The sequence below is a fragment of the Streptomyces sp. NPDC059909 genome (assembly GCF_042730885.1).
GTDB lineage: Bacteria > Actinomycetota > Actinomycetes > Streptomycetales > Streptomycetaceae > Streptomyces.
In genome coordinates, this window is sequence record NZ_JBHWKX010000018.1 from 1 (window position 1) to 12577 (window position 12577).

A 12577-nucleotide genomic window follows, 5' to 3' on the forward strand; every position below is an offset into this window, starting at 1 on the left:
TCGAGCGGCTCGCACCGATGGCCGTGCACCCACCGGGACCGAGAGGTCACAACCCTACTCGTGAGGGCTGCAGAAGGGATGGTCCTCTAATGAGCGCCACGCTCGCCGCGGCCGCCTCGACTCCCGAGGCCGTCCAGTTCTGGGTGCTGGGTCCCCTCGCCGTCATTGGCGCGCTGTGCACCGTTCTCATGAAGAAGGCCGTGCACAGCGCGCTGTGCCTCGCCGGGACGATGATCATCCTGGCGGTCTTCTACCTGGCCAACGGGGCGTACTTCCTGGGCATCGTCCAGATCGTCGTCTACACCGGCGCGATCATGATGCTGTTCCTCTTCGTGGTCATGCTCGTCGGCGTCACGGCCGCGGACTCCCTCAAGGAGACGATCAAGGGCCAGCGCTGGTGGGCGTCGCTCTGCGGACTCGGCTTCGGCGTCCTGCTGATCGCCGGTATCTCCAACGCCGCGCTGACGTCGGACTCGTTCATCGGCCTCGGCCAGGCCAACGCGGGCGGCAATGTCGAGGGCATCGCCGCCCTCCTGTTCACCAAGTACGTCTTCGCCTTCGAAATCACCGGCGCGCTGCTCATCTCGGCGGCCGTCGGCGCCATGGTGCTCACCCACCGCGAGCGCACCGAGCGGGCCAGGACCCAGCGGGAGCTGGCCGAGCAGCGGGTGCGCGAGGGCAAGCACCTGCCGCCGTTGCCCGCGCCCGGTGTGTACGCCCGGCACAACGCGGTGGACATCGCGGGTCTTCTCCCGGACGGCACAGCGTCCGACCTCACCGTCAGCAAGACGCTGCGCGCCCGCGGTCAGATCCGCGATGTGTCGCGCGAGGCGCTGAACGACCTCAAGGCGCTGGAGCAGCGCGCGGAGGAGCGCCTCGGCCGTGACCACGACGAGATCCGTGACAAGGGCCTCGACAAGGACCGGGACGGGGAGCACGACAGGGACGGACAGGAGGTCAGCCAGTGAATCCGGTCAACTACCTCTATCTCGCCGCCCTGTTGTTCACCATCGGTGCGGCGGGCGTGCTGATCAGGCGGAACGCGATCGTGGTCTTCATGTGCGTCGAGCTCATGCTCAACGCCTGCAACCTCGCGTTCGTGGCCTTCTCCCGGATGCACGGCAACCTCGACGGCCAGATCATCGCGTTCTTCACGATGGTCGTCGCCGCCGCGGAGGTCGTCGTCGGGCTCGCGATCATCGTGTCGCTGTTCCGTTCCCGCCACTCGGCCTCGGTCGACGACGCCAGCCTGATGAAGCTGTAAGGGGCGCTAGAACGACATGAACGCAGAGAACCTGATTGCGCTGCTGATCGCGGCGCCCCTGCTCGGCGCCGCCCTGCTGCTGTGCGGCGGCCGCCGGTTCGACCGCACGGGCCACTGGATCGGCACGCTGCTCGCCGCCGTCTCCTTCGTCATCGGCGTCGTGCTCTTCGTCGACATGCTGGGCAGGCCCGGCGACGACAGGACCATGTACCAGTACCTGTACAGCTGGATCCCGGTCGAGAGCTTCCAGGCGGACGTCGCCTTCCAGCTCGACCAGCTGTCGATGACCTTCGTCCTGCTCATCACCGGTGTCGGCTCGCTCATCCATCTGTACTCCGTCGGGTACATGGAGCACGACGAGCGCCGCCGCCGCTTCTTCGGCTACCTCAACCTGTTCCTCGCGGCGATGCTCCTGCTGGTCCTCGCCGACAACTACCTGCTGCTCTACGTCGGGTGGGAGGGCGTCGGCCTCGCCTCGTACCTGCTCATCGGCTTCTGGCAGCACAAGCCCAGTGCCGCGACCGCGGCGAAGAAGGCCTTCCTGGTCAACCGGGTCGGCGACATGGGCCTGTCGATCGCGATCATGGTGATGTTCACGACCTTCGGGACGTTCACCTTCGGCCCGGTGTTCGGTGCCACCGACGAGACTTCCCAGGGCACGCTGACGGCCATCGGACTGCTGCTCCTGCTCGCCGCCTGCGGCAAGTCCGCCCAGGTGCCACTGCAGTCCTGGCTCGGGGACGCGATGGAGGGCCCGACCCCGGTCTCGGCCCTGATCCACGCGGCGACGATGGTGACCGCCGGTGTCTATCTGATCGTCCGCTCCGGCGCGATCTTCAACGCCGCGCCCGACGCACAGCTCGTCGTCACCATCGTCGGTGCGGTCACGCTCCTCTTCGGTGCGATCGTCGGTTGCGCGAAGGACGACATCAAGAAGGCACTGGCCGGTTCGACGATGTCGCAGATCGGCTACATGATCCTGGCGGCCGGCCTCGGCCCCATCGGATACGCCTTCGCGATCATGCACCTGGTGACGCACGGCTTCTTCAAGGCCGGGCTCTTCCTCGGCGCCGGCTCGGTCATGCACGGCATGAACGACGAGGTGGACATGAGGAGGTACGGCGGACTGCGGAAGTACATGCCGGTCACCTTCGTCACCTTCGGCCTCGGCTATCTCGCGATCATCGGCTTCCCGGGCCTGTCCGGCTTCTTCTCCAAGGACAGGATCATCGAGGCGGCCTTCGCCAAGGGCGGCACGGAGGGCTGGATCCTCGGCGGAGTCGCCCTGCTGGGCGCCGCGATCACCGCGTTCTACATGACGCGGGTGATGATCATGACGTTCTTCGGCGAGAAGCGCTGGCAGCCCGCCCCCGACCCGGACACGGCGCCCAGCGTCGAGCCCGGCATCGAGGTCCACCCGGGCGAGATGCCGCATCCGCACGAGTCCCCGAAGACGATGACCCTGCCGATGATCGTGCTCGCCTTCGGGTCGGTCTTCGCGGGCGGACTGTTCTCGTTCCACGACGCGTTCGTGAACTGGCTGAAGCCGGTGACCGAGTTCGAGCACGGACACCCGCCGATCAGCGCGGGCGCGGTGACCGCGTCCACGGTCGCGGTGATGGTCATCGGCGTCGCGCTCGCCTACGTCCAGTACGGGCGCCGTCCGGTCCCGGTGGTCGCCCCGCGCGGATCGCTCCTCACCCGGGCCGCCCGCCGCGATCTCCTCCAGGACGACTTCAACCACATCGTCCTGGTCCGCGGCGGCGAGCACCTCACCCGCTCGCTCGTGTACGTGGACCACACCCTCGTCGACGGAGTCGTCAACGGCACGGCGGCGTCGTTCGGCGGTCTCTCCGGCCGGCTCCGCAAGCTGCAGAACGGCTACGCCCGCACCTACGCGGTCTCGATGTTCGGAGGTACGGCGGTGCTGATCGCCGCGACCCTGCTGATGAGGGCGGTGTGACCACGATGTCGCAAGTGGCAAACGCTGGCTTTCCCCTCCTGACGGCGACGGCGGCGCTCCCGGCGATCGGAGCGATCGCCACGGCCGCCGTTCCGGCCGGGCGGCGCGCCGCCGCCAAATGGCTGGCGCTGCTCGTCTCGCTCGGCACGCTCGTGCTGGCGGTGATCGTGGGCGCCCGGTTCGACCCCGGCGGCGACCGCTATCAGCTCATCGAATCCCACGCCTGGATCAAGGACTTCGGCGTGCGGTACGAGCTGGGCGTGGACGGGATCGCGGTGGCGCTGATCGCGCTGACCGCCGTGCTGATCCCCTTCATCATCCTGGCCGGCTGGCACGACGCCGACCCCCTGGAGACCAAGTCGAAGCGCTGGCGGCCGACCCAGGGCTTCTTCGCCCTGATCCTGTCGGTCGAGGCGATGGTGATCCTCTCCTTCGAGGCCACCGACGTCTTCCTCTTCTACATCCTCTTCGAAGCCATGCTCATCCCGATGTACTTCCTCATCGGCGGCTTCGGGGACCGCGCCCACGCGGGCAGCGACGAGAACGCGGCGGCCCAGCGCTCGTACGCCGCGGTGAAGTTCCTGCTCTACAACCTGGCCGGCGGGCTGATCATGCTGGCCGCGGTCATCGGGCTCTATGTCGTCGCGGGGAACTTCTCCCTCACCGAGATCGCCGAGGCGCGGGCCGGCGGGCAGCTCGACATGGCGACCAACACCGAGCGGCTGCTGTTCCTCGGCTTCTTCTTCGCCTTCGCGGTGAAGGCGCCGCTGTGGCCGCTGCACACCTGGCTGCCCAACGCGATGGGTGAGTCGACCGCCCCGGTCGCCGTGCTCATCACGGCCGTGGTCGACAAGGTCGGCACCTTCGCGATGCTCCGCTTCTGCCTCGGGCTGTTCCCGGAGGCGTCGGAGTGGGCGACCCCGGCGATCCTGGTGCTGGCGCTGATCAGCATCGTGTACGGGGCCCTGCTCGCGGTGGGCCAGCGGGACATCAAGCGCCTGATCGCGTACGCGTCGATCTCGCACTTCGGCTTCATCATCATGGGCATCTTCGCGATGACCAGCCAGGGCCAGTCCGGCGCGACCCTGTACATGGTCAACCACGGGATCTCGACGGCCGCGCTGATGCTGGTGGCCGGCTTCCTGATCTCGCGGCGCGGCTCGCGGCTCATCGCCGACTACGGCGGGGTGCAGAAGGTCGCCCCCGTGCTTGCCGGCACCTTCCTCATCGGCGGTCTGGCGACCCTGTCGCTGCCGGGGCTCGCGCCCTTCGTCAGTGAATTCCTGGTCCTGGTCGGCACGTTCGCCCGCTATCCGGTGGTCGGCATCATCGCGACCTTCGGCATCGTGCTCGCCGCGCTCTACACCCTGGTCCTCTACCAGCGGACGATGACCGGCCCGGTGAAGGAGGAGGTGCGGAGCCTGCCGGATCTGCGCCTGCGTGAGCTGTTGGTGGTCACCCCGCTGATCGCGTTGCTGATCTTCCTCGGCGTCTACCCGAAGCCGCTGACGGACATCGTCAACCCGGCCGTGGAGCACACCATGTCCGACGTCCAGATGAAGGACCCCCAGCCCGAGGTGGAGGCGGCCAAGTGAGCGCAACAGCTGTCCACAGCCTGTGGACAACGGCAGCCGAGCCGCTGGACAAGATCCCGGCCCCGCACATCGAGTACGCCCAGCTCGCCCCCACGCTCATCGTGGTCGGCGCGGCGGTCGTCGGTGTGCTGGTCGAGGCACTCGTCCCGCGCAAGGGCCGCTACTACGCACAGGTGTTCCTCTCCGTCGTCGCGCTGGCCGCCGCGTTCGCCGCGGTGGTCGGCCTTGCCGCCGCCGGATACGGCACCACCAAGGCGCACATCGCCGCGATGGGCGCCATCGCGGTGGACGGGCCCGCGCTGTTCCTGCAGGGCACCATCCTGCTGGCCTCGCTGGTCGCGATCTTCACCTTCGCCGAGCGGCGGCTCGACCCGGAGGCTCACGGGAAGCGCGTCGACTCGTTCGCCGCGCAGGCCGCGTCCGTACCGGGCAGCGACAGCGAAAAGGCCGCGGTCAAGGCCGGGTTCACCACCACCGAGGTGTTCCCGCTGGCCCTCTTCGCCATCTCCGGGATGCTCGTCTTCCCCTCGGCGAACGACCTGCTGACGCTCTTCATCGCGCTCGAGGTCTTCTCCCTGCCGCTGTACCTCCTGTGCGCCCTGGCGCGCCGCAAGCGGCTCATGTCGCAGGAGGCCGCGGTGAAGTACTTCCTGCTCGGGGCGTTTTCCTCCGCGTTCCTGCTGTTCGGCATCGCCCTGCTGTACGGCTACGCGGGCTCCGTCTCGTACGCGCGGATCGCCGAGGTCGTCGACGGCACCGTCCAGGCCATCGACCCCGCGCTCGCGTCCACCATGGGCAACGACGCCCTGCTGCTCATCGGCGGCGCGATGATCCTGATGGGGCTGCTCTTCAAGGTCGGCGCGGTGCCGTTCCACATGTGGACGCCCGACGTCTACCAGGGCGCGCCGACCCCGGTCACCGGCTTCATGGCGGCGGCCACGAAGGTCGCGGCGTTCGGCGCCCTTCTGCGGCTGCTGTACGTGGTGCTGCCGGGGCTGAGCTGGGACTGGCGGCCGGTCATGTGGGCGATCGCGATCGTCACCATGCTCGGCGGCGCGATCGTCGCGATCACCCAGACCGACATCAAGCGGCTCCTGGCGTACTCGTCGATCGCGCACGCCGGGTTCATCCTGGCCGGTGTCATCGCGGTCACGCCGGACGGGGTCTCGTCCGTGCTCTTCTACCTCCTCGCGTACTCGTTCGTGACGATCGGCGCGTTCGCCGTCGTCACACTCGTCCGGGACGCGGGCGGAGAGGCCACGCACCTGTCCAAGTGGGCGGGACTCGGGCGGCGTTCGCCGCTGGTGGCCGCGGTGTTCGCGGTGTTCCTGCTGGCCTTCGCCGGTATCCCGCTGACGTCCGGTTTCACCGGGAAGTTCGCGGTCTTCAGCGCGGCGGCGGAGGGCGGCGCGGGCGTGCTGGTCGTGGTCGGTGTGATCTCGTCCGCGATCGCCGCGTTCTTCTACATCCGGGTCATCGTGCTGATGTTCTTCAGCGAGCCCAAGCCCGAGGGCCCGACGGTCGCCGTGCCGTCGCTGCTCACGTCGACGACGATCGCGGTGGGTGTCGCGGTCACGCTGGTCCTCGGTGTGGCGCCGCAGTACTTCCTGGATCTGGCGGGGCAGGCGAGCGTGTTCGTGCGGTAGCCCACGGACGCGATCACGGTGAGGGCCCGGCGTCCCGGAGGACGGACGCCGGGCCCTCGGCCTGCTCCGGGCGCACGGGCCGGGCGGCCGGAAAAGGACTACGCTCGGTCACGGGAGGGGCTGGAGGGTCAAAGGAGAAGCGTCATGATCGACCAGTACCAGTACCCCGAGTACACGACCCCCTCGCAGGCCGAGGGCGAGGACCCCGAGTCGACCGAGGAGCAGCACCCCGACGTCGCCCGGACGACTCCGTCCCAGGCCGAGGGCGAGCGGACGGCGGACGACGAGACCTGACCGACGACAGGCCCCGGTGTCCGGGCAACCGCACCTGCGAATCCCGAGTTGACCTCTCGGTCCGTGTCCTGCGGCCCGGCCCTGGCTCAGGAACCGGTGGCGCGGACCGAGCCGGTGCTCGAGCCACTGGTGTCGCCCAGGAAGCAGGTGACCTCGCGGTCGCCGAGGGTCCAGCTGGCGGACTGCGGGTGGTAGTAGTACACCTCCAGCGTCTCCGGGAGCTTCGGGTCGTCGCCCACGTAGTCGGTGAGCGCGGTGCCGGCGCACTTCTCCTCGGCGATCTTGGTGACCTTTTCCGTACCCGGGTACCGCCCGTCCTCAAGGTCGAAGACGGCGTACGCCTCCCCCTCGTGAGGCTGGTCGCAGGGCACGATGCGCACCGAGAAGGCGGCCTGGGCGCCCTCCTTGTCGCCGTACTCCGCCAGATCGTCGTCGGTGTTGAAGCAGTCTCCCTCGCGGATGTCCTGCACATCGCTGGAGCCCGGGCTGGTGACCTGGCCACTGGTGTCGCGCTTCGGCTCGGGGCCGTCGTCGAACGCCCCGGAGAGTCCGAGGACCACCACGAGCGCGTAGAACGCGATGGTCGCGCCGTGGATGGCTATGGCGGCGACGGCAAAGCCCTTGCCCTTCTCGCCCTTCTTGCGGATCTGGGAAAGGGCGATGATGCCCAGGATCAGCGGGACCAGCGGCAGCGCACAGACGATCGACATGACGAACGCCACGATGGCCAGCGTGTTGGTCTTCTGCTGCGGCGCGGCGTACCAGCCCTGCGGCCCGCCGTACGGCCCGGGTTGCCCCGGCTGTCCGTACGGTCCCTGCTGCCCGTACGGCCCCGGCTGTCCGTACTGCTGCGGCTGCGGGTACGGCTCCGGGGACGATGGCGGTTGCGGCGGTATGGACATGCGCGTGGCGCTCCTTGTACAGAGGGTGAGACCGCAACCTACAGCCAGGCACCGACACCGCGGGTGCCGGGTGTCCGGGCCCTGGCCGGCGCGCGGCCGGGCAACCCGCGATCAAGGTCCGGCGTCCTTCAGGACGCCGGACCTTGATCGCGTCAGCGGGGGAACTGATGAACGTGCCAGTGGCGCAGGACGAACAGCGCAGCCCTTCGAGCATCGCCGACACCTGGCCGGCGGTGCTGCTCCTCCCGGCCCTGCTGCTGCTGAGGTTCCTCGGCGAGCACGCCTGGGCGTACTGGATCGCGGCGGTCATCGGCGTACTGGGGCTGATCGGCGCCGCCGTCGAGATCACCGGAGCGGTCGGTCATCTGCTCAACCGCCGCCGGCCCTGGGTCGCGGCCTGGGTCCTGCTCGTGCTGGTGTCAGCGGTGCTGGTCCTGGTGCTCAGGCTGGCCGAGCACTGGTGACGCTCCGGGCCGCATAGGCCCGTACGTCGGCGTCCGGGTCGCTCGTGGCCGTCGCGAGGGCTGCACGGGCGTCGGCGTGGTCGTGACGGAGCAGGGACAGTACGGCGGCCTTGCGGACGTCGGCGTCGGGATCGCCGAGTGCCTTTGCGAGGGTGGGTACGGCGAGGCCGGATGCGGCGGCGCGCAGCGCTGTGGCGGCGCCGGCGCGGACCTGCCAGGCCGGGTCGCCGAGGGCCTCCACGGCTTCGGCGGCGAGCCCGGCCGGGCATCCGGTGGACAGGGCCGCGGTTCTGACCGCCGGGTCGTCGCTGTCGAAGAGCGCGGCGACCAGCGGCTCCCGTAGGGCCGGTTCCGGGAGCAGCGTCTCGACGAGCTCGTGCAGCGAGTCCGCCGCGGCCGCCCGCACCGCCGGGTGCCGATGTCCATGGGGAGGTGGCTGAGGTCGAGGGAGAGCGGCAGACCGCCGAGGACGCGCAGCCGCTCGATGCAGAGCACGTCGCTGTGCTCGGGTACGCGGAGCCGGGCGGCCACCGGCACGGGGGCCGGCACCGAGCCCACGGTACGGACCTCGTCGGTGACTGTGCCGTGCGGGTCTCGGCGAGGCCCTGAAGCCGGTTGAGGCCGTGCCGGTACGTGCGGCGGACGACGACCGTGCCGAGGCCCGGCACCCGGTCCACGAGCTGCTCCGTGCGCAGCAGGTCGAGGGCCTGGCGGACGGTGTTGCGGCCGGCGCCGTAGTCGCGGCCGATGGTGCCCTCGTGGGGCAGGGTGCCGCTGGGGAAGCCACCGGTGATGATCCGGTGGCGGAGCAGATCGGCGAGCTGCCGGGCCCGGTCGGCACGCAGCCGGCGACGCCCGGCGGCGACGGTGGCCGCTCCCTGTCCGGCGTGGTCTCGGATGCGTTCGGCGGGCAAGCGTCGGAGGTTGCCGACGCATGCCCGCCGATGGTGCTGCGGCAGTGTTGCGCCACTGCGCGAGGCCGAAGGCACGCCTTCGGCCTGCGGTTATGTGGTTGTGGAGGGAAGATCCGCCACTAGTCGGCGGCGGGCACGATCCGGCCGGTGACCTCACCGAGGCCGACCCGTACGCCGTCCGGACCGGGCGCCCACGCGGTCATCGTGACCTCGTCGCCGTCCTCCAGGAACGTCCGCTTCCCGTACGGGAGCTCCAGCGGGTCCCGCCCGTTCCACGTGAGTTCCAGGAGGGAGCCGCGCTGGTGGACGTCGGGTCCGCTGACCGTGCCGGAGCCGTACAGGTCGCCGGTGCGGAGCGAGGCGCCGTTGACGGTCATGTGCGTCAGCTGCTGGGCGGCCGTCCAGTACATCGTGGCGAACGGCGGCTCGCTGACGATCTGTCCGTTGATGGCGACGGAGATACGGAGGTCGAAACCGCCGGGCTCCTCCTCGCCGGAGTCGTCCAGATAGGGGAGTACGGGAACGTCGCGCGCGGGAGGGGCGACGCGGGCGGCGTCGAGGGCCTCCAGCGGGGTGACCCAGGCGGAGACGGAGGTGGCGAAGGACTTGCCGAGGAACGGGCCGAGGGGGACGTACTCCCAGGCCTGGATGTCCCGCGCGGACCAGTCGTTGAGGAGCTGCAGCCCGAACACATGGTCGCGGAAGGCGGACAGGGGGACGGGCCCGCCGAGCTCGGACGGGGTGCCGACGACGAAGCCGACCTCCGCCTCGATGTCCAGCTTGACGGACGGGCCGAAGACGGGCGCCGGGTCGGCGGGTGCCTTGCGCTGGCCGGCGGGCCGGATCACGTCCGTGCCGGAGACGACGACCGTGCCGGAGCGGCCGTGGTATCCGATCGGGATGTGCTTCCAGTTGGGGGTGAGGGGCTCGCCGTCGGGGCGGAAGATGTGCCCGACGTTCGTGGCGTGGTGCTCGCTGGAGTAGAAGTCGACGTAGTCGGAGACCTCGTACGGCAGATGCAGCGTCACCGCGGAGAGGTGGCGCAGCAGCGGCTCGATGTCCTGCCGGTGCGCGGGCACCGTCACCCACGCGGTGAGCGCGCGCCGTACGTCACGCCAGGCCGTGCGGCCCGCCGCGAGCAGCGGGCCCAGGCTCGGCTGTGCGAGCAGCGCGGCGTAGGGGGAGCCGAGGGTGTGCGCCGCCGCCCCCGCGTCGAGCACATGGTCGCCGATCCTGACCCCGAGCCGCCGCCGGTCGGGCTCGTCCGCGGTGGTGAAGACGCCGTAGGGGAGGTTGTGCGGGCCGAAGGGGTCCCCCTCGGCCAGATCGAGCGGGCTCTGCTCGGGCATCGGTGCTTGCCTCGCTTTCCACGTGTGTGGGGGACACGTTACGTGGGCGGTGCACCTGGCGTCAGCGCCCATGTGGCCGCGCGGGTCCGGGTCCGCTCGGCCCCGCCGTCGGGGTCCGCTCAGCCGGCCGTGCGGGGGATGCGCTGCTCCCAGGTGTGGTGGAAGACGACCTCGTCGCCGTGCCGGCAGATCACTTCGTCCGAGGTCAGGAAGTCGGCCGCGTCGCAGCTGACTTCGGAGCGGGTCTCGACGCGGACGTCCCAGCCGAGCTCGGGCCGGTGCAGCCGGATCTTCCAGTCGGAGCGGCAGCCCGCGGACAGCGGGTCCCGTTCCCGGATCGTGTACGTCTCCAGTGCGTCCTCGGTGAACTCGAGGCCGTCGGGGTGGATCCGGGTGCCGCCGAAGCCGGCCGTGGTCTCGAGGCGCCACTCGCCCTTGGCGACATCGCGGACGATCAGCCGCGGGGGGCGGGGCTCGTCCAGGGTCACGGGGGTGACGACACCGAGCGGTTCGGACTGCTCGGGTTCCTCGAAGGCGATCGCGTCGGCCGTGGGGGCGCGGACGGGCAGTTCGAGGGCGGAGCCCTCGGGGTGCAGCGTGAAGCCCGCCGTTCCGGCCCGGGGCCAGATCCACGGCCAGTACGCGGAGGAGACCGACAGCCGGATCCGGTGGCCTGGCGGGAAGGTGTGGCCGATGCCGCTCAGCTCGAAGGTGACGTCCTCGGCGGCGCCGGGCGGCCAGGCCTCGGCCCGGTCGGGGCCGTGCCGGGCCGAGAGGTTGAGCGCGCCGCGGGTGACGAGGGTGGAGGAGCCGTCGGGCGCCACGTCGCACAGGCGGGCGACGACCTGGCCGGAGGGGGCGTCCACCCGGAGCCGCAGCGTCACCCTGGGGCGCCCGAGGACCTCCGTCCGGTAGGGGACCGCGAACTCGAAGCTCGCCGACCTCGCGTCCTCGTCGCGCTGGTCGGGCGGCAGGTCGGCGTCGCCGCCGGAGGGCAGGCAGCGGCCCGCGTCGAGCCCCGTGTGCTGGGGGGAGTCGACGAGGAGCGGCGCGCCCTGGAGGGCGTGCACCACGGGGGTGATGCGTGGCGACGGCCAGGCGTCGTCGCCGGCCCAGCGGCCGGGCAGTTCGCCGTACGTCGTCGCGGGCGGGTGGGACTCGCCGATCCAGGAGCGCAGCAGCGGCTCGGACATCACGCCGCCCGCGCCGGAGGCTCTGCCGGACTCGGTCGCGTCCCGGAGCCAGTGGTCCCACCAGCGCAGCGTCTCCTGGAGGAAGCCGATCGCCGGGCCCGGGGCGAGCCCCCGGTCGGGGTACTGGTGCGACCACGGCCCGATCAGCCCCCGAACCCGCGCCGGGTCGAGGTGCTCGACCAGGCGCAGCACGGTGTCGCGGTGCGGATCGTGCCATCCGCCGACCGCCAGCACGGCCGCCCGGATCGCCCCGTAGTCCTCGCACACGCTGCTGTCCTGCCAGTACGCGTCGCGCGTCTGGTGCGCCAGCCAGGTGTGGACGAGGGGTTCCAGCGCGTCGAGCCGGTTCAGCCATCTCTCGCGCCACCCGTCTCCCGCGTACAGCGGGTCCGGCGGCCGGGCGGTGAAGGCCAGCATGGCGGCCGACCGGGCGTGCATGCGCTCGGCGAGGACCGATCCGCCCAGGTAGTGCCCCTCGTTGTCGTAGCGGTCGTCGGTCGAGCAGACCGTGACGACCGCCCGAAGCGCCTCGGGCGCGAGCGCCGCGATCCGGAGCGCGCAGGTCCCGCCCCAGGCGATCCCGATCATCCCGACGCGTCCGCTGCACCAGGGCTGCCCGGCGAGCCACTCCACGACGGCCACCCCGTCGGCGAGCTCGGCCGCGGAGTACGCGTCGCCCGGCACGCCCTCGCTGTTGCCGTGGCCGCGCACGTCCACCCGTACGGAGGCGTAGCCGTGGCCCGCGTACCAGGGGTGGCGCTGCCAGTCGCGCGGGGCGGTCCAGTCGGTCAGCCGGTGCGGGACGTACTCGAGGAGGGCCGGTACGGGCTCGTCGGTCACCGGCCGCCAGACCCGCGCGTACAGCCGTGTGCCGTCCGCCACCGGGATGCGGATGTCCTCGTGGCGGGTCTCGTACGGGAAGGACGTGCGGATGCGCATGGGGAGCCTCGTGGGAGGTTCGGTCGCGGTTCCTGACAATGGTGATGCTTCCGG

Annotated in this window: 11 protein-coding genes and 1 pseudogene; 7 read left to right on the forward strand and 5 right to left on the reverse strand. The window is 70.7% G+C overall.

Annotated features, from left to right (window positions below):
- The first annotated feature begins 89 nt into the window (after window positions 1-89).
- The 6 genes from ACFV9O_RS14820 (at window position 90) to ACFV9O_RS14845 (ending at window position 6762) form a co-directional block, all read left to right on the forward strand.
- Complete coding sequence (locus tag ACFV9O_RS14820) at window positions 90-968, forward strand: NADH-quinone oxidoreductase subunit J (RefSeq protein WP_385417178.1); 879 nt, start codon at window positions 90-92, stop codon at window positions 966-968.
- Entirely contained in the window at window positions 965-1264 is a 300-nt protein-coding gene (gene nuoK / locus ACFV9O_RS14825) for an NADH-quinone oxidoreductase subunit NuoK (protein WP_069927518.1), read from the forward strand. Before ACFV9O_RS14820 ends, nuoK begins: the two co-directional genes overlap by 4 nt.
- Before the next feature lie 16 nt (window positions 1265-1280).
- Window positions 1281-3227, forward strand: a complete 1947-nt coding sequence (nuoL, locus tag ACFV9O_RS14830) for an NADH-quinone oxidoreductase subunit L (protein ID WP_385417181.1) — start codon at window positions 1281-1283, stop codon at window positions 3225-3227.
- Between the two features lie 14 nt (window positions 3228-3241).
- The gene (locus ACFV9O_RS14835; RefSeq protein WP_385417183.1) at window positions 3242-4822 is read left to right on the forward strand and encodes an NADH-quinone oxidoreductase subunit M; all 1581 of its coding nucleotides are present in this window, start codon (window positions 3242-3244) and stop codon (window positions 4820-4822) included.
- The gene (gene nuoN, locus ACFV9O_RS14840; protein WP_385417185.1) at window positions 4819-6468 is read left to right on the forward strand and encodes an NADH-quinone oxidoreductase subunit NuoN; all 1650 of its coding nucleotides are present in this window, start codon (window positions 4819-4821) and stop codon (window positions 6466-6468) included. The genes ACFV9O_RS14835 and nuoN overlap by 4 nt, the downstream gene beginning before the upstream one ends.
- Window positions 6469-6612: 144 nt before the next feature.
- Window positions 6613-6762, forward strand: a complete 150-nt coding sequence (locus ACFV9O_RS14845; RefSeq protein ID WP_385417187.1) for a hypothetical protein — start codon at window positions 6613-6615, stop codon at window positions 6760-6762.
- 86 nt (window positions 6763-6848) lie between these two features.
- Here the strand turns inward: ACFV9O_RS14845 and ACFV9O_RS14850 are convergent, their stop codons facing one another.
- Window positions 6849-7664 carry a DUF4190 domain-containing protein gene (locus ACFV9O_RS14850; protein ID WP_385417189.1) on the reverse strand — a complete coding sequence of 272 codons (816 nt, stop codon included), beginning with the start codon at window positions 7662-7664 and terminating at the stop codon, window positions 6849-6851.
- A gap of 167 nt (window positions 7665-7831) precedes the next feature.
- Between ACFV9O_RS14850 and ACFV9O_RS14855 the strand changes: the two genes are divergently transcribed.
- On the forward strand, window positions 7832-8128 hold the full coding sequence (locus ACFV9O_RS14855; RefSeq protein ID WP_385417192.1) for a hypothetical protein: 297 nt from the start codon (window positions 7832-7834) through the stop codon (window positions 8126-8128).
- Here the strand turns inward: ACFV9O_RS14855 and ACFV9O_RS14860 are convergent.
- The 4 genes and pseudogenes from ACFV9O_RS14860 to ACFV9O_RS14875 form a co-directional block, all read right to left on the reverse strand.
- A complete protein-coding gene (locus tag ACFV9O_RS14860; RefSeq protein WP_385417195.1) occupies window positions 8106-8534 on the reverse strand; it encodes a HEAT repeat domain-containing protein in 429 nt (142 codons plus the stop codon). The two genes, ACFV9O_RS14855 and ACFV9O_RS14860, sit on opposite strands and share 23 nt — an antisense overlap.
- Window positions 8528-9042 (reverse strand): annotated as a pseudogene (locus ACFV9O_RS14865) (GntR family transcriptional regulator); the annotation flags it as partial. The pseudogene ACFV9O_RS14865 and the gene ACFV9O_RS14860, both read right to left, overlap by 7 nt.
- Before the next feature lie 119 nt (window positions 9043-9161).
- Window positions 9162-10391, reverse strand: coding sequence for a fumarylacetoacetase (fahA, locus tag ACFV9O_RS14870; RefSeq protein WP_385417198.1), 1230 nt, complete (start codon window positions 10389-10391; stop codon window positions 9162-9164).
- A 119-nt stretch (window positions 10392-10510) separates the two neighbouring features.
- Window positions 10511-12523, reverse strand: coding sequence for a CocE/NonD family hydrolase (locus ACFV9O_RS14875; RefSeq protein WP_385417201.1), 2013 nt, complete (start codon window positions 12521-12523; stop codon window positions 10511-10513).
- Window positions 12524-12577: the final 54 nt, after the last annotated feature.

Bases quoted from the DNA above. Each gene is read 5' to 3' on its own strand.
- ACFV9O_RS14820 (WP_385417178.1), top strand. From the start codon at position 90: ATGAGCGCCACGCTCGCCGCGGCCGCCTCGACTCCCGAGGCCGTCCAG.
- nuoL (WP_385417181.1), top strand. From the start codon at position 1,281: ATGAACGCAGAGAACCTGATTGCGCTGCTGATCGCGGCGCCCCTGCTC.
- ACFV9O_RS14845 (WP_385417187.1), top strand. From the start codon at position 6,613: ATGATCGACCAGTACCAGTACCCCGAGTACACGACCCCCTCGCAGGCC.
- ACFV9O_RS14850 (WP_385417189.1), bottom strand. From the start codon at position 7,664: ATGTCCATACCGCCGCAACCGCCATCGTCCCCGGAGCCGTACCCGCAG.
- ACFV9O_RS14855 (WP_385417192.1), top strand. From the start codon at position 7,832: ATGAACGTGCCAGTGGCGCAGGACGAACAGCGCAGCCCTTCGAGCATC.
- fahA (WP_385417198.1), bottom strand. From the start codon at position 10,391: ATGCCCGAGCAGAGCCCGCTCGATCTGGCCGAGGGGGACCCCTTCGGC.
- ACFV9O_RS14875 (WP_385417201.1), bottom strand. From the start codon at position 12,523: ATGCGCATCCGCACGTCCTTCCCGTACGAGACCCGCCACGAGGACATC.